Origin of the sequence: Rhodococcus sp. SBT000017, from assembly GCF_003688915.1 — a bacterium.
Classification (GTDB): Bacteria; Actinomycetota; Actinomycetes; order Mycobacteriales; family Mycobacteriaceae; genus Rhodococcoides.
The window spans coordinates 3,711,439-3,727,754 of record NZ_REFU01000001.1; the positions used below are offsets into that span (position 1 = coordinate 3,711,439).

The 16,316-nt window shown below is 64.7% G+C and carries 13 protein-coding genes; 8 read left to right on the forward strand and 5 right to left on the reverse strand.

The genetic code is table 11. The features are described 5' to 3' along the window. The 4 genes from AYK61_RS17380 to AYK61_RS17395 are packed head-to-tail and all read right to left on the reverse strand — an operon-like array spanning position 1 to position 5,312. Positions 1-2,133 carry an alpha-galactosidase gene (locus AYK61_RS17380; RefSeq protein WP_259468104.1) on the reverse strand — a complete coding sequence of 711 codons (2,133 nt, stop codon included), beginning with the start codon at positions 2,131-2,133 and terminating at the stop codon, positions 1-3. Next, positions 2,130-3,059, reverse strand: a complete 930-nt coding sequence (locus AYK61_RS17385) for a carbohydrate ABC transporter permease (protein ID WP_121871719.1) — start codon at positions 3,057-3,059, stop codon at positions 2,130-2,132. The genes AYK61_RS17380 and AYK61_RS17385 overlap by 4 nt, the downstream gene beginning before the upstream one ends. Further along, the gene (locus tag AYK61_RS17390; protein ID WP_121871720.1) at positions 3,059-3,958 is read right to left on the reverse strand and encodes a carbohydrate ABC transporter permease; all 900 of its coding nucleotides are present in this window, start codon (positions 3,956-3,958) and stop codon (positions 3,059-3,061) included. The genes AYK61_RS17385 and AYK61_RS17390 overlap by 1 nt, the downstream gene beginning before the upstream one ends. A 58-nt stretch (positions 3,959-4,016) precedes the next feature. Continuing rightward, positions 4,017-5,312 carry an ABC transporter substrate-binding protein gene (locus AYK61_RS17395; RefSeq protein WP_121871721.1) on the reverse strand — a complete coding sequence of 432 codons (1,296 nt, stop codon included), beginning with the start codon at positions 5,310-5,312 and terminating at the stop codon, positions 4,017-4,019. A 212-nt stretch (positions 5,313-5,524) separates the two neighbouring features. Here AYK61_RS17395 and AYK61_RS17400 point away from each other — a divergent pair, with 212 nt between their 5' ends. Genes AYK61_RS17400 through AYK61_RS17420 form a run of 5 tightly spaced genes read left to right on the forward strand, consistent with a single transcriptional unit; the run spans position 5,525 to position 11,784 of the window. Further along, positions 5,525-7,558: a beta-galactosidase gene (locus AYK61_RS17400; protein ID WP_121871722.1), complete on the forward strand. Its 2,034-nt coding sequence runs from the start codon at positions 5,525-5,527 to the stop codon at positions 7,556-7,558. Then, on the forward strand, positions 7,558-8,376 hold the full coding sequence (locus AYK61_RS17405; RefSeq protein WP_121871723.1) for a DeoR/GlpR family DNA-binding transcription regulator: 819 nt from the start codon (positions 7,558-7,560) through the stop codon (positions 8,374-8,376). Before AYK61_RS17400 ends, AYK61_RS17405 begins: the two co-directional genes overlap by 1 nt. Before the next feature lie 16 nt (positions 8,377-8,392). Further along, positions 8,393-9,508: a galactose-1-phosphate uridylyltransferase gene (galT, locus tag AYK61_RS17410; RefSeq protein WP_121872848.1), complete on the forward strand. Its 1,116-nt coding sequence runs from the start codon at positions 8,393-8,395 to the stop codon at positions 9,506-9,508. Further along, the gene (gene galK, locus AYK61_RS17415) at positions 9,505-10,671 is read left to right on the forward strand and encodes a galactokinase (RefSeq protein WP_121871724.1); all 1,167 of its coding nucleotides are present in this window, start codon (positions 9,505-9,507) and stop codon (positions 10,669-10,671) included. The genes galT and galK overlap by 4 nt, the downstream gene beginning before the upstream one ends. Positions 10,672-10,692: 21 nt before the next feature. Continuing rightward, positions 10,693-11,784, forward strand: a complete 1,092-nt coding sequence (locus AYK61_RS17420) for an ABC transporter ATP-binding protein (protein ID WP_121871725.1) — start codon at positions 10,693-10,695, stop codon at positions 11,782-11,784. Positions 11,785-11,791: 7 nt separating this feature from the next. Here the strand turns inward: AYK61_RS17420 and AYK61_RS17425 are convergent, their stop codons facing one another. Beyond that, positions 11,792-12,442, reverse strand: a complete 651-nt coding sequence (locus tag AYK61_RS17425) for a cutinase family protein (RefSeq protein ID WP_121871726.1) — start codon at positions 12,440-12,442, stop codon at positions 11,792-11,794. Between the two features lie 185 nt (positions 12,443-12,627). On the opposite strand from AYK61_RS17425, the gene AYK61_RS17435 reads away from it, so the two are divergent. The 3 genes from AYK61_RS17435 (at position 12,628) to AYK61_RS17445 (ending at position 16,291) form a co-directional block, all read left to right on the forward strand. Next, entirely contained in the window at positions 12,628-13,752 is a 1,125-nt protein-coding gene (locus tag AYK61_RS17435) for a hypothetical protein (protein WP_128645478.1), read from the forward strand. Then, positions 13,685-14,845 (forward strand): SMP-30/gluconolactonase/LRE family protein, encoded by a 1,161-nt coding sequence (locus AYK61_RS27060; protein WP_128645479.1) that lies wholly within the window; start codon positions 13,685-13,687, stop codon positions 14,843-14,845. The genes AYK61_RS17435 and AYK61_RS27060 overlap by 68 nt, the downstream gene beginning before the upstream one ends. A 63-nt stretch (positions 14,846-14,908) precedes the next feature. After that, entirely contained in the window at positions 14,909-16,291 is a 1,383-nt protein-coding gene (locus tag AYK61_RS17445; protein ID WP_259468105.1) for a PQQ-binding-like beta-propeller repeat protein, read from the forward strand. The last annotated feature ends 25 nt before the right edge of the window (positions 16,292-16,316 follow it).

The window sequence follows — 16,316 nt, forward strand, 5'->3', positions numbered from 1 at the left end:
TCAGACGGCTTGCACCCTGAGCAACACCCCGGTCTGCGGGAACAACACCGGTAGTGCCACGCCAGCCCGAGCCAACATCGAACCCGACAGCTCGACCACTCCACCGTCGGCTATCCACGGCGGCAGTGCTATTCCGTTGCCCAGATCGCTGAGTTCCCGCACGAATTCGACCCGATACCGAACGATCGGATCGAGACCGGGAAGCCGAACCCGATCGGTGCGATCCTCGGGCGAGGTGTCCATCCGCACCACCGCATATGCGGCCTCCGAGCAGTCCGCTGCCACGACGCCGTGCACCCAGACACTCGGGTCGGGATGGTCGGCGCGTACCACGTTGCCGGTGTGAAGCAACCCGCGCAATTCCTTGTACAGCGAAGTCCACGACCGCAGGTATTCGTGATCTTCCGCCGCCAGCTCGGTGACGTCCATCTCCAGCCCGGCATGGCCGAACAATGATGTCAAGCAACGGAACTGAAGAGTCGACCATCGACCGGACGTGTGCGCGATCTGCGGACCGACATGCGATCCGATCAGCTCCGGCGGCAGCAACTGCGTCGTCCATCGTTGCAGGCGTTGACGTTCGAGTGGATCGTTGGTGTCCGACGCCCACACCCGGTCGGTGTGTTCGAGAACCTCGAGGTCGATGCGGGCGCCGCCGGATGCGCAGGACTCGAATTCGATGCGGGTATGCCGGGAACGCAACGCGTCCAACAACCGATAGAACGCCGAGGTCTGGGCATGCACCGCCGCTCGCCCGTCGGAGTCGACCGCCAGCATCAGATCCCGGTTGTGGTCCCACTTCACGTAGTCCGGCTGCTCGTTCGTCAGCACCGTATCGATGGCAGAGAGGAGATACTCGAACACTTCCGGACGGGTCAGATCCAGCACGAGCTGATGACGCCACTCCAGCGGGATCCGCCCGGGTGCCGCGAGCAGCCAATCCGGATGGGCCCGAGCGATATCGGAATCCAGGTTGACCATCTCGGGTTCGAACCACAGACCTGGGCTCATGCCGAGGGCGCGAACGTGATCGAACAGCGGGGCCAGCCCGTCGGGCCAGACGCCCTCGTCCACCTGCCAGTCGCCGAGGCCGGCCCGGTCGTCGCGTCGGTGTCGGAACCAGCCGTCGTCGAGCACGAATCGTTCGACGCCCACGTGCGCGGCGACGTCGGCGATCCCGCGGAGTCGGGTGAGATCGTGATCGAAGTAGACGCCTTCCCAGACGTTCAACACCACGGGACGCGGCGAGGTGGGATGCGCGGGTCGAGATCGCATCCATCGGTGCAACGATTGCGCAGAACCATCCAGTCCTGCAGCGGAATACACAAAATGCACCCACGGGGTCGTGTAGGTGTCGCCGCTCTGCAGTACCACCTCGCCGGGCGCGAGCAGCTCGCCGCCACCCAGAACCCCCGAGGCCTGTCCGGCCCGCTCGGGTAGACGCTCGGCCAGATGCAGGTGATCACCGCTCCAGGCGACATGCGCACCCCACACCTCGCCGTCGCGGAAGCCGAAGCCCTCGCTCCCGGCAGTGAGGACCAGGGTGGCGTCGTGCCCGGTTCTTCCGCGTCGTGAGGCACGCACGGTCGAGCCGTGATCGAACCGTCGCCGCTGCGGTGTACGTTCGCGGCAATGCCGTCCCGTCAGGTCGAGTAGTTCGGTTGCAGTGTCCGGCAACGGCATCAGTGTCACGACGCCGTCGACGGTCAACGGGCCACCGGAGACGTTGCGCACACTCTGACGCACACGGAGCGAACCGCCGACCTCGAGTGACAACTCGATCGACCATGCAATTCCCAACTCGGAGTCGGACGCCTCCACCGCACAATGGAATTCACCGGAACGAACGGTGACGTCGGCCCACCGCGGATATTGCACGGTGCCGGAGCGGTGCAATGCCAGAGCCGGTGTTCCCTGCCAGGCGTCGTCGCCGCCGGGTGCGAGGGTGAGCCACCTGGGCACATCCACGCTCGAATGCGGGACAGCGGGGATCGCGGCCCTGCGCACCTCGGTGAGGTCGTTGTCGGACAGCTCGCCCAGGTCGGTACCCCAGTGCAGCACAGCCGGAACGGCGGTGGACGACGGGCCGAGGATCACCATGACACCGTCACGGCGAAGGGCGGAAAAACTCACTTGTTGGCACCCATCGTCAGACCGGACACGAAGTGGCGTTGCAGCGCAACGAATACGAGCACTGTCGGTAGAGCCACCAGCACCGAGCCCGCGGCGAGCAGATTGGTGTCGGTGAAGAAGCTACCCTGCAGATTCTGCAGCGCCGTCGTCACCGGGAGCTTGTCGCCGCTGACCATCAGGGCGAGAGCCCAGAAGAAGTCGTTGTAGATCCACGTCACCATCAGCGTGGCGAGTGCGGCCAAGGCCGGACGGCACAGCGGCATCACCACCTGCCAGTACTGACGAAACAGACTCGCTCCGTCGACGGTGGCGGCCTCGAGCAGTTCGTGCGGCACGGTTTTCATGTAATTACTCAGCACGAACACGCAGAACCCGGTCTGGAACGCGACGTGCACGATGATCAGACCCCAGTAGCTGTCGTACAGCGATCCCGACGAACTCATCCAGTACGGAACGGGAATTGCGTTGTACAGACGGAAGAGTGGCGTGAGCAGCGTCTGCTGGGGCAGCAGGTTCCCTGCGATGAACACCGCGAGCATGAAGATGTTGAACTTCCAGCTGAAGCGGGCCAGGATGAACGCCGCCATCGAGCCGAAGAACAGGATGAGCAGTACCGACGGCACGGTGATGATCAGCGAGTTGAAGAAGTAGTGCGGGATCCCGCCGATCTGCCACGAGTCGATGTAGTTGCTGAACGTATAGCCGCCGACGGACAGGTATCCGTTGAGTAACACGTAGTCGTAGTCGCGGAACGAGTTGTACACCGCCCACACGAGCGGGAACATCCAGACGAGCGCCATGACGGTCAGCAGCACGTACATCGCGATCTGGGCTGTGCCTGCGCGCCGACGGTTGGCGACGGCGGTGCGGTTGCGGGTCAGCGGATCGCGCTCGGGAGGCGCTGTGCGGGTGAGTGAAGTGGTCATCAGTCTTTGCTCCGAAGAACGATGGCGAGGTACAGGGCGATGAAGACGAGAGAGATGAGAAGCATGACTGTCGCGAGGGCCGAGCCGAAGCCGATGCGGCCTGCTTCACCGACGACGTTGGCGGTGACCAACGCCGATATCAGTTCCAATCCGTTTCTGCCCCTGTTGATCACCCAGACCAGGTCGAAGGCGCGCAGTGCCTCGATGACGGTGATGACGACGATGAGCAGATTGGTGTTCTTCATCAGCGGGAAGATGACGCTGAAGAACGTGCGGATCGGACCGGCGCCGTCCATCACCGCGGCTTCGCGGACGGACGGATCGATGGCCTTGAGGCCGGCCAAGTACAACAGCATGATGTAACCGGTGTGACGCCAACCGGCTGCGACCATCACGGCCCAGATGTTGATGTCCGGGTCGCCGAGCCAGTCGACGTCGGTACCCAGCAGGCTGTTGAGGACGCCACCCTCGGTGGAGTAGATGAGTTGCCAGATGAAGCCGATGAGGGCCATCGACAGCACCACGGGAATGTAGAAGATGCTCTGGTACAGCCGAGATCCCTTGAGGTTCTTGTCCAGAAGGATCGCCAGCAGGATACCGATGACGGTGGGGACGAGGAACAGGAAGACGAGCCAGAGCACGTTGTTGTGCAGGGCCTGTTGGAACGGCGGGTAGGCCTGCACCGCGTCGACGTAGTTCTGGGTGCCGATCCACTCGATGCTCGACGTGCCGCCGATGCCGTCCCAGCGGGCGAACGACAGGATCACCGTGAAGATCGTCGGAATCCAGACGAGCCCGATGACGATCAGCGCGGGGACCCCGAGCATGAGCGCGATCGTCCACTTCTCGCGAACACTGCGCCGAACCTTCGGCGACTTGACCCGTTCGGGTGCGGTCATGGCATTACCTGATCTCGATGTCGAGTGGATGATGGGCGTCGAATCACACTGCGCACGATCATGTTCCGAACACCGCTGACTTCTGGCGTTCGATACTGCGTACCAGGCCGTCGACATCGTCGGGGTTACCGATGAACTGCTGCAGGGCCGGGATCATGACGATCGACGCGAAATCGGGACGGGTATCGCGGTCGAAGAACTGGGTGATCTCCTCGGCGTTCTGCACGAGGTCCGCCGATTTGCGGACCAGCGCAGGGAAACTCGACAGGTCGGCATCACGATGAGCGGGAATGGCCTGCGGATCCTGCTTCGCGTAGGCGACGGCAGGGTCGGGGCCGGTCATGTAGGTGAGGAAGTCCTCGGCTCCGGGCCGGTTGCGAGGGTCGGTGCGCATCATGAACCCATCCATCGGTGCCTCGACCGTGGATGTTCCTACGGCGGAGTCGAGTTCGGGGAAGGTGAAGAAGTCCAGATCGTCGCGTTCGGCACCGGCGGGGAAGCTCTGGGCGACGAACATGCCGGCGACGAGCGACCCGACGCTCTTGTTCAGCAGTGCCATCTGCGCGTCGGCGATCTTGCGGCCCAGTGGCTGTGGCTGGTGGAACGGCAGCAGTTCCCGCCAGGTGTCGAACACGGAGCGCACGCGATTGTCGGTCCAGCTCACGTCGCCTGCGAGCAGGGTTCGGTGGAACTCGACGCCGTTGAGCCGCAGATTGAGGTAGTCGAACGTTCCGAACGGTGGCCATCCGTCGCGGGCACCGAAGCCGATCGGGGTGAGGCCGTCGGCCTGCATCTGCTTGCTCAGCGCCACCCACTGGTCGTACGTCGCCGGGGGCTCGTACCCACGCTCGGCCCACAGGCTCGGTCGGTAGAACACCGCCCACGGGTAGTAGAAGAACGGGATCAGGTACTGCTTGCCGTCCATGCCGGTCGAGTTCTCGCGGAAGCTCTCGTTGAAGCCGCCGCCGTGGTTCGCCCAGATCGGCGACAGGTCCTCCACCAGACCCTTCTCGGCGAAGTACTTCACCCGGTACCCACCCATCCAGGTGACGACATCGTCGGGCGTGCCCTGGAGGTAGTTGTTGACGTTCTCCTGGAACGACGTGGAGTCGACGGTGTTGACGGCGAGCTGCCGCCCGGTCTGCTGTCGGTACATCGCGACGAAGTCCTCGACACCCAGCTTGGAGTTGGGGTCGGACAAGCGTGAGCCGAGCGTGGTGACATTCGGGTCGACGCTGTTCGAGCACGACGACAGTGCGCCACCGGCGGTGATCGCACCCGCGGCGACGAGTGCTGATCGCAGGAAGTCGCGTCGGGACGGCTGCCACGTGCGCGGCCACTCGTGTGGGTTCATGGAAGTCCTTCGACGAGAAGTATCGATAACGATCAGAAGTGAACATCTCCGCTGTGAGTTCCGCGGCGCTCGACTGACCGTTCGGGGTGATGCAGGTTACAGAAACACGACGCTACGGCGTCTGTCAAGCTCTTCGAGGCCCGCTCACCTGCATCAGTACGAAAATGTTCATTCATGTTGACATCTGAGAATGTCTCGTTCATATTGTGAGCATGGACACAGCGCGACGCAGCACCTGGCCGACCCAGGGAATCTCCTTCGGCGGCGACTACAACCCCGAGCAGTGGCCCGAGGACGTCTGGCGACGCGACGTCGAGTTGATGCACGAGGCCGGCGTCGACTTCGTGACCGTCGGAGTCTTCTCCTGGGCGCGCCTGCAGCCGACCGCGTCGACATGGGACTTCGAATGGCTCGACCGCGTCATGGATCTGATGCACGAGGGCGGCATTCGCGTCGACCTGGCCACGGCCACCTCGTCACCCCCGCCGTGGTTGGCCACGGCGTACCCGCAGATGCGCCCGGTGGACGAGCGCGGCTACCGCTACGCCATCGGCAGCCGCCAGACGTGGAGCCCCAGTTCCGCTGTGTACCGGGAACATTCACTCGTGCTGGTCGAGAAGATGGCCCACCGCTACGGCGAGCATCCCGCGCTGGCCATGTGGCACGTGTCCAACGAACTCGGCTGTCACAACGCACTGTGCTACTCCGACGACAGCGCCCACGCATTCCGAGAGTGGCTCAGCGCCAGGTACATCGACCTCGAGACCCTCAATACCGCCTGGGGCACCGACTTCTGGAGCCAGCGCTACAGCGACTGGGACGAGATCGTTCCTCCCTCGGTGAGCACCACGTTCGGCAACCCGACGCACCAACTCGACTGGCGACGCTTCTGCTCCGACGCTCTGCTCGAGCAGTACCGCGCCGAGAAGGCCGTGCTGAACCGGATCACCCCGGATGTTCCGGTCACCACGAACTTCATGGTGGGCATGGGCCAGGGCTCCGCGCTCGCCGGCAACATGGACTACGCGTCCTGGGCCCCGGAACAGGACATCGTCTCCACCGACCACTACCTCGTCGGCCCCGAGACCGGCGACGGCGCAGCGCATCACAAGCTCTCGTTCTCGGCCGACCTCACCCGTGGCGTTGCCGGCCGTCGCCCCTGGTTGTTGATGGAGCATTCCACCAGCGCCGTCAACTGGCAGCACATCAACCGAGCCAAGATGCCCGGCGAGATGATGCGTAACTCGCTGGCCCACATGGCCCGTGGAGCAGACGGCATCGCCTACTTCCAGTTCCGTGCGTCCAAGGCAGGGGCGGAGAAGTTCCATTCGGCGCTGGTACCGCACGCAGGCGAGGACTCCGCCCGCTGGCGTGAGGTGGTCGAGCTCGGCGCGGCGCTACGCCGCATGGCTCCGGTCGCAGGAAGCACCGTCGATGCTCGAGTTGCCGTGCTCTTCGACTGGGCATCGCAGTGGGCATGCGAGCAGGAGGGTCATCCGTCGATGGCGATGCAGCCCATGGAGATTGCCCGACGCGCACATCACGGATTCACCTCCGCGGGCGTGACCTGCGATGTCGTCCCGTCGTCGACGGACCTGAGTGACTACGACGTCATCGTCGTACCGGCCCTGTATCTGTGCAGCGACGAGACCGCCGCGCGGATAGCCGACGCGGCCGACGGTGGCGCGCAGGTACTCGTCACCGCCTTCTCGGGAATCGCCGACGTGGACGACCACGTGCGACTCGGCGGCTACCCGGGCGCATTCCGTGACCTGCTCGGCGTGCGCGTCGAGGAGTTCTTCCCGCTCGCCGACGGGGAAGCCCTGACTCTCGACGACGAGACCCTCGGCGAGATCTGGAGCGAATACCTGACCGCCTCGGAGGACGTCGATGTACTGGCACGGCACACCCAGGGCCATCTTCGGGGCGTCCCCGCATTGACCAAGCGCACCGTCGGTACCGGCGCTGCCTGGTATGCGGCCACCGTTCCCGACGCGACAGGCTGGGCCGCACTGACCGACAAGCTCTGCGTTGCGGCCGATATCGACACCCGACGCGACCTCGGATCGGACGTGGAAATTGTCCGACGGTCGGCAGGGGAGCAGTCCTGGCTCTTCGTACTCAACCACGGAACCGATAAGGTCAGCGTGCCTGCCTCGGGTACGGACCTGGTCGGCGGTACCCAGATCGACGGTGAACTCATCCTGGCCGCAGGTGGCAGTGCTGTGATCGCCGAGACCCGCTGATGCTCGCCCACCAGCGTCAGCAGAAGATCCTGGACCAGGTGACGGCCGAGGGTGCGGTCAAGGTCGCAGATCTCGGCGCGGCACTGTCGGTGTCGGACATGACCATTCGACGCGACGTCAACGAGCTCGTCGCCCGCGGTCTGGTCGAGCGGGTGCACGGCGGCGTGACGCTGCCGCGATCGGCGAGTGTGTTCGAGCCGGGGTTCTCGGCCAAGTCCGAACTCGATCGAGATGCCAAGGCCGCCATCGCCCGTGCCGCTGCACGATTCGTGCGGCCCGGGACTTCCATCGGCATCTCCGGTGGCACCACGACGCACGCACTCGCGCAGGAACTGCTCGATGTCCCGAACATCACCGTCGTCACCAACTCCCTGCCCGTCGCCGATGTCTTCCACACCGGTGGCCGGTCGGATCAGACGGTGCTGCTCACCGGCGGACAACGCACGCCGTCCTACGCGCTCGTGGGACCGCTGACGGTCAGTGCCCTGCAGAGTATCCACCTGGACATGCTGTTTCTCGGAACACACGGTGTGGACATCGAATCCGGGCTCACCTGCCCCAATCTCATGGAAGCACAGACCAATCAGGCACTTGTCGCGTCGTCTCGACGCGTCATCGTCCTCGCCGACCACACCAAGTGGGGTGTTCGCGCGCTGGCCAACACCATTCCGCTTTCGCGTGTCGACGTGTTCGTCACCGATGCCGGACTCGACCCCGGCGTCCACGAGGCGTTGTCCGAGACGGTCGACGACGTGGTGATCGCCGGAGAGCACTCCCCCGACACGAACGAGGAACGAGCACTCGATGACCGCGCATGACGCCACGACGCACTCGATGCGCAAGACATCGACCACTCTGGCCGACGGCCGTGAGCTGATCTACTACGACGACACCGAGCCCTACGTCTCCGGGGGAGCTACCCGCGACCTGGTCGATACGCGAGCCCTGTCGCCGTCGATGTCGCAGTCGCAGATGCGATTCGACGTACTCACCGGTGAATGGATCGTCATCGCCGCACAGCGGATGGACCGCACGTTCCTGCCGCCGGCCGACGCGTCGCCGTTGGCACCGAGCCGACCGGACCGTCCGGCCACCGAGATTCCGGCGGCCGATTACGACGTGGTGGTGTTCGAGAATCGCTTCCCGTCTCTGTCCGAAACCGCAGCGCAGCAATCACTTCCGACCGAGGTGGACGGAGAGTCGCTGTGGCCGCTGGCACCGGGCACCGGGCGATGCGAGGTGATCTGCTTCGCCAGTGACCCCGATGCGTCCTTCGTGTCGCTGGAGCTCTCTCGTGTCCGCACCATCATCGATGTCTGGGCCGATCGCACCACTGCCCTGTCCGCCATCCCCGACGTTGCGCAGGTCTTCTGCTTCGAGAACCGCGGTAAGGAAATCGGCGTCACCCTGACCCACCCGCACGGTCAGATCTACGCCTACCCCTACCTCCCGCCGCGTACCGATGCGCTGATACGACAGTCGCGCAGACACTTCGAGCGAACGGGCCGAGTGTTGCTGGCCGACGTCCTCGCTGCCGAACTCCGCTCGGGTCGACGGATCGTCGTCGACACCGAACACTGGGTTGCGTACGTGCCTGCAGCATCACGCTGGCCGGTCGAGGTGCATCTCGCTCCTCGCCGCGACGTGGCGGACCTCGCCGAGTTGAACGGTGTCGAGCGGGACGAGCTGGCAGTGGTCTACCGAGATCTGCTGCGCGGAGTCGACGCGTTCTTCGAGGGCGTCGACGAGGTGCCGTACATCGCTGCCTGGCATCAGGCGCCCGTCGGAGTCGATCGTGAACTGGGACGCCTGCATCTGCAACTGTTTTCGATGATGCGCTCACCCGGTCGGATGAAGTTCTTGGCCGGTTCGGAATCTGCGATGGGAGCCTGGATCAACGACACCACTCCCGAGCGGATCGCAGACCGGTTGCGCGAGGTACTGGCGTGAACTGGCTCGATGTGATTGCCGAGGAGGACCTCGCAGACGGTGCAGCCGAGTTGTTCCGCAGTGCATTCGGCGGTGACCCCGACGGCGTCTGGATCGCACCGGGACGCGTCAATCTCATCGGTGAGCACATCGATTACGCAGGCGGACTCGTGTTGCCGTTCGCGCTGCCGTATGCCACCGCGGTCGCTGTGCGTCGCCGCGAGGACTCGACCATGCGGGCCGTATCGACGCACACCGACGAGTCGTGGACCGGTGAGCTCGGCGAGATCGCCCCGGGAACCCCGTCGGGCTGGGCCGCGTACGTGGCGGGTGTGTCCTGGGCACTTCAGGATCACGGCGTCGGCGGAGTCGATGTGGCCGTGCACTCCTCGGTGCCGGTGGGTTCGGGGCTGTCGAGCTCGGCAGCCCTGGAATGCTCGTTCGCCCTCGCGCTCGACGACCTCTTCGGTCTTCGGCTCGACCGAAAGGTGCTGATCGAGGCCAGTATTCGCGCCGAGAACGAGATCGCCGGCGCATCGACGGGCGGCATGGACCAGAACATTGCGATGTCGGCCGAGCCGGGACACGCGCTGCTGCTCGACTGTCTCGACGGTTCGACGCGTCAGATTCCCCTCGATCTGGCCGGGTCCGGCTCGCGGCTGCTGGTGATCGACACCAATGCGCCGCACCGTCTTGTCGACGGTCAGTACGGAGCCCGGCGCGCTGCCCTGGAGACGGCGTACGCCGAACTGGGGGTGACGACTTTGCGCGGACTCGACCCCGAGCAGGTGACGGCGGGGCTCGACGACGAGACGCTGATCGCACGAGTTCGCCATGTCATCAGCGAGATTCGACGCGTCGAGGCGGCCGCGGCCCTCTTGGATCGCGGGGCCGCAGGAGCAGAGCTCGGTGAGTTGATGACCGCGTCGCACCTGTCGTTGCGAGACGACTACGAGGTCAGCTCACCTGAACTCGACAGCGCTGTCGACTCGGCTCTGCGGGCAGGCGCATACGGAGCGCGGATGACCGGCGGCGGTTTCGGCGGCTCTGCCATCGCTCTGGTGCCGTCGGATCTCGTCGAGGCAGTAGCAGACGACATCGCCTCCAGTGCAGCGCGATCCGGGTTGCCGGAACCCACCTTCCTCACCGCCGAGCCTGCCGGCTCCGCACATCGATTCTTCTAACCCATACAAAGGAGCACTCCCATGGCACAGGTCACGTACGAAGGAGCCACCAAGCTCTACCCGGGATCGGACGTCGCGGCAGTCGAATCGTTGGACCTCGCCATCGAGGACGGCGAATTCCTGGTACTCGTCGGGCCTTCCGGCTGCGGCAAGTCCACCTCGCTGCGGATGCTCGCCGGTCTCGAGGACGTCGACTACGGTGCCATCAAGATCGGCGACCGGGATGTCACCTCACTGGCACCCAAGGAACGCGACATCGCGATGGTGTTTCAGAACTACGCGCTGTACCCGCACATGACCGTCGCCAAGAACATGGGCTTCGCACTGCAGATCTCCGGAATGGACAAGGCCGAGGTGGGCCGACGCGTCGAGGAGGCCGCGAAGATCCTGGACCTCACCGACTATCTGGGCCGTAAACCCAAGGCGCTCTCCGGAGGTCAGCGTCAGCGCGTGGCGATGGGACGCGCCATCGTGCGGAACCCGCAGGTGTTCCTCATGGACGAGCCACTGTCCAACCTCGATGCCAAGCTCCGCGTGCAGACTCGCACGCAGATCTCGCTGCTCCAACGCAGGCTCGGCACCACCACCGTCTACGTCACCCACGACCAGGTGGAGGCCATGACGATGGGGGATCGCGTGGCGATCATGAAAGCCGGTGTGCTGCAGCAGTGCGCGAGCCCCAAGGATCTGTACGAGCGCCCGGTCAACGCCTTCGTCGCAGGCTTCATCGGCTCACCGGCCATGAACCTGTTCGATGTTGACGTCGTGGCAGGCAATGCGAAACTCGGATCGCTGTCGGTGCCCATCGAGCGTTCGATCGCCGACCGCATCGACTGCAGCCGAGTGACGATGGGCGTGCGACCGGAAGCGTGGACGCTCTCCGATTCCGGTACGGACATCGTCGTCGACGTCGTCGAGGAACTCGGTGCGGACGCCTACATCTACGGCCACACCGCCGAGGACGCGTCGAATCTGGGAACCGTCGGGGCGCAGATCATCGCTCGTATTCCTGATATCGCGACTCCGTCGCAGGGCGATGTCATCCGAATCGCCCCGCGCGCCGAGACCGTGCACTACTTCTCGACCACGACGGGATTGAACCTGCGCCCCTGAGATTCGGTCAGCTACGGACCTGCGCCGCGGCGAACTGGGCACCCTCGGTGGTGGACCCGTTGGTCCCGTACTGAACGTGCGCGAAAGCGTTGAAACCGCCGATCTGGCACACCGGATCGCCGAAGTTGCAGAAGCTCCGGGTGCGCGGGCCGTACGTGGCGCTGGCCGTCTCGATCTTGCTGCCGCGGAGCCCGAGCGGGTTGCCGAACACCACTACTGCGTCGATGCGATCGGCGAGATCGGCCGGAATGACTGCTCCGGTGATGCTGCTGGTGGTTCGCACGCCGACAGCGTTGGTCACCACCGTGGCCCCTTGCGAGTAGCCCGCGATCACGAACGTCGTCGACGGGCACGACGCTGCGACGGACGTGAGGTGTGCGACGAGGTCACGTGATCCCGGGCCGGCGCTGGCCTGAGTGAAGTCGGCCGCGTAGTTCACCGCGTACGTACTGACCGAGCGGTCCGACAGCTCCGACTTCAGCCGATCGACGAACGGCCTGCCGGTGATACCGAGGCCGGGGAATTCCCCGGTTCCGCGGGCGAACGACACGTCGACGTCCGAGCAGGGGGCAGCGTTCGCGACACCGGAAGGTTGTGCCACGAAGAACGCGGAAACAGCCAGTGCTGCAATTGAATAAGAGGCCAGACGCTTGTTCATGGAACTACTCCTCGGTCGGTGACTGTGCAGGTCGAACCATAGCCGTGTCGTACCGACAGGTACGAGATTTCTGTCCGATGCGATCTCCCCAACTCTCGCTTCTCAACGCCTGTTGCGCTAGTCTCCTCGGCGGGGTGAGTCCGATCTGCACCGATTGCGGATCCATATTTTCCGGGGGATACGAAGTGTCGAAGAAGTGGTTGCGCGGCGTCGTGGTGTCTGCGGTGGCGGTCGCGTTGTGTCCGATTGCCACGGCCTCGGCGGATCCTGCGCCGAGCCCGGCACCCGCGACCATCATGGGGTCAATCGATGACGGGCCCGGTAACTTCAGCGTCTTCCGTACCGTCGACAGCGGCCTGCGTCCCACCGCGGAGGACAACGCTGCGTGCAACGACTACTTCGGCTCCCCACGTTCGCTGACCGTAGTCGAGCGTCTCGACGCGCGGATGTACACCTTCACCAACGACCCGTCGACGGGGTTCCTGCAGAACCCGACGGCTCAGAACGTCGGACCGATCTACGTGTGCGACGGGCCGATCATCGACGGCCAGGCATTCCTCGACCAGTGGGGCGCACTGACGGCTCCCGGTCTGGGCGAGCTCTCGATGTACGGGCCGTGCGGTCTCGAGTTCATGATCGGCTCGCCAGGGCGCGCATCCGTCGATTGTGTTCTGCGAGTGAACCCCAACGATTCCGGGGTCGTCGACGGTGTCGCGACCAGCAACTCGATCGCCAACCCGCTTCGTCTGCCGGACGGACGCACCGGCTCGCTGTGGACCCTCTACACACTCGGTGAAGGCACTGCTCCCGTGCCGGAACCCGTCGCAGGAACCCCGCAACCGACGGGTTCGGTGAAGTACAGCGTCGGGCGCGAGGTGAACTCGGTCTCGACCGGAAGCACTCCCGCATGCCCGGGTGGCGTGCGCACCACCGAGATTCATGCCGTGTCCGTCGACGCTGCCACCGGCGCGGCATCGACCGAGCCCTCCGCGGCCGTCGCGGCCACCGCGTCGATCTGCTACCAGAACCCGTCGTCCCCGGACTTCGGCGCATCGCTGAGCATCACGAGTTACGGCGTCGCGCCGGCGCTCACAGCCACGTCCACCGGGCAGTGCCGTCGTATGGATCTGGCCATCGAGCCGGGCACCGTGCAGCAGTCCTGTGGGTTCACCTTGCCGCCGCAGCCCGCTCTCGGCCTGACCGGTGGTCAGGTGACGCTCAACGGGCTGGTTCCGACGAACGATGCTGCAGGATCAGCCAATTCGGCGATCTGGACCACCTCGTTCCTCGGTTCCATCACACCTCGATGAACGGACGTCGGAGCGGCGTTCTCGTTCTGACGTCGATGGCAAGCTGCCTCTAGGGCGCGGTCGTCACCGCGCCCGGGGCGGCGGCCGAACCCCTGGACGGTGCCCTCGACTATGGGCAGACCAGGGATATCGCTGTGGTTCCGCTGCCCGGCAACCCGAAGGACTGGCCGTCGATCCCGAGGACGGCAGCATCTGGTCGGGGTCCAACCGTCCCAATTCGGCTGCGGACGTCTGGCATTGGGCCGCCGACAGTAGCCTGCTCGCGACGTATTCCCTCGCGGATCACGTACCCGCCCAGCACGGCGTCAACGGCATTGCGCTCGACGGCGACGGTCGGGTCTACGCCCTCGACTACTCGGGGGCGCGGGCAGTGCGCATCGATCCGGCGACCGGAACGCAGACGGTCTACGCGACATTCGCCGACCTCCCCAACTGTGCTGGGACCGCAGGCAATCCGTGCGAGCCTTCGCCCGTCGATCGACCGGCCTGGCCCAACTGGGCAACATTCGCGCCCGACGGAACCATGTACGTCAGCGACCTGAATCAGGCCACCATCTGGAAGGTGCCTTCCGGCGGTGGGGCAGCCGAGATCTGGTACCAAAATGCGGAATTCGCCTCGATCCACGGTGTCAACGGCAAGCAGTTCGACGCTGCCGGACGGCTCAATTTCGTGGTGACCATGTCGCTGGTGCCGCGAGTCGAATCGTTCGGTCGTGTTGTCGTCCATCGACTTTCGGCGACTCCCGGCGGTACGCCAGGTGCTCTCGAGGCTGTGGCGGTCGCGAGTCAGGGTGACGGTTCGGCCATCGGGTCCAGCGGGCGCATCTACCTGCCGATTGCGAATCCGCTGTACAACGCCGTCGAGGTGGTCGACCCCGACACCCGTTCGGTGGTGGCGTCGCTCCCCACGCCCGTCGAGAGCATCACTCGGTCCATCCCGTACTCGACGCCCGCATCGGTCGCATTCCGCGGGACGTCGCTGATCGTATCCAACCACGGACTGCTCGCCATCGACCCACATCAATGGGCGATCCTCGAACTCGGTGTCGGAGAGACAGGATTACCGCTGCACTATCCGGTGGGAGTTGCCTGAGGTCCCTCGGTCGGGTCGCTGGAGCAGGGCCGCTCGAATGCCGAGGAATGTTACCGTCGCCCGGTGAATCTCACTCGTAGCGAACGCTGGAAGCTGAGTGCTCTTGTTCTGGCCATGGTTGTCGGCGCAGTGTTCGTCGCTGTTCGGGTCGCGACAAACGAGCGGGAGACCGTGGACGCCCGACAGTCCGAATCGGTTGTCGAATCGTCACTGGATTCGCCTCCGGAGCTCGCATGGACTGCCGACGTGCGGGCCTTGAGCGACAACGAAGGCGATGTGTTGCTCTCGATGCCAAGCCTGCTCGATCAGTACTACGGGTACAGCGGACTTCTCGACGCCGGAACTGTGCTCATCGCTGCCACCGGCTATCCGCTTCCGGCTGTAGATCTGTCGAGCGGTGCCGAGGTCGGTGCGGTCACGCTCGTCGGTGTCGATCCCGATGACGGAGCGCCACTGTGGCAGACGCCCATTGGACGGGTGAGTCAGTGTGCGCCGGAACTGGAATCGGTGTTGCTCGCGTGCTGGGGTGATCGGCGCGTGGTGTCCATCGACACGTCCGACGGGGCGCTGGTCGCGGACGTCGGAACGGATTTCGATGTGAACGGTGCACGAATCGTGGACCAGACCGTCTTCGTCTCTGGGAATCTGGACGGAACGCCGGTGCTGACGAAAGGTACTCCGGCGGCCGTCGAGTCCGACTTCCGCCGCACGTTCGAGCGGTCCGGCGACTTCTCCTCGGTGTATGTCACGCCGGATCGAAAGTCGGTGATGTTGACGTCCAGGGGTGACGGCACCCCGCAATACATCTACACGATCTTCGATCTCGACAGTGGCGCAGAGGTATTTGCCTACGAGGGTGACTCGGTCCGGAGCGTCGGGAACGGCTTGTGGCTGTCGAGTGTCGGCAGCGAATCGGGAACTGTGGGTACCCAAAACCTCTTGGCGGCAGACGGTTCGACCATCCGGGCAATTCCTCGGCCATCGTACGGAGCATCGATGTATCCGAGCAACCCACGGAATCCGCCGCCGATGTTCCTCGGTGACGGTGCCTACGACCCCGATACCGGCGACGAGCTCTGGCGCAATCCAGCCGTGGTGCAGTCGGAGTTCAGCGGGACACAGTCGGCCCTGGTTGCAGTGGTCGACCGCGTCGTCATCGTCACCGATCCGGAGGCGAAGACGCTCACCGGTCTCGACATCGACGACGGCGCCGAGCGATGGGTGACGCCGTGGGAGGACGCATATTGGGTGCGCAGTGGACTGACCGACGGGAAGAACTTCGTCTTCGGCGACTATCAGGGCACGCATTCCATCGACGCCCGCACCGGTGAGATCGGATGGTCGATTCCGCAACCCGAAGGTGTGGATCCGCGGAACATGGTCGTGGCCTCGGCTGCGGGACACATGACCCGATCGTGGGGCGATCAATTCACCGTGTACCGCTGACGGCGCGTATATTTCGGCCTCGGAC

What these genes read in the sequence shown, in the direction of transcription:
- AYK61_RS17385 (WP_121871719.1), bottom strand. Translation starts at nt 3,059, where the DNA reads ATGACCACTTCACTCACCCGCACAGCGCCTCCCGAGCGCGATCCGCTG.
- AYK61_RS17390 (WP_121871720.1), bottom strand. Translation starts at nt 3,958, where the DNA reads ATGACCGCACCCGAACGGGTCAAGTCGCCGAAGGTTCGGCGCAGTGTT.
- AYK61_RS17395 (WP_121871721.1), bottom strand. Translation starts at nt 5,312, where the DNA reads ATGAACCCACACGAGTGGCCGCGCACGTGGCAGCCGTCCCGACGCGAC.
- AYK61_RS17400 (WP_121871722.1), top strand. Translation starts at nt 5,525, where the DNA reads ATGGACACAGCGCGACGCAGCACCTGGCCGACCCAGGGAATCTCCTTC.
- AYK61_RS17405 (WP_121871723.1), top strand. Translation starts at nt 7,558, where the DNA reads ATGCTCGCCCACCAGCGTCAGCAGAAGATCCTGGACCAGGTGACGGCC.
- galT (WP_121872848.1), top strand. Translation starts at nt 8,393, where the DNA reads ATGCGCAAGACATCGACCACTCTGGCCGACGGCCGTGAGCTGATCTAC.
- AYK61_RS17420 (WP_121871725.1), top strand. Translation starts at nt 10,693, where the DNA reads ATGGCACAGGTCACGTACGAAGGAGCCACCAAGCTCTACCCGGGATCG.
- AYK61_RS17425 (WP_121871726.1), bottom strand. Translation starts at nt 12,442, where the DNA reads ATGAACAAGCGTCTGGCCTCTTATTCAATTGCAGCACTGGCTGTTTCC.
- AYK61_RS27060 (WP_128645479.1), top strand. Translation starts at nt 13,685, where the DNA reads ATGCTGCAGGATCAGCCAATTCGGCGATCTGGACCACCTCGTTCCTCG.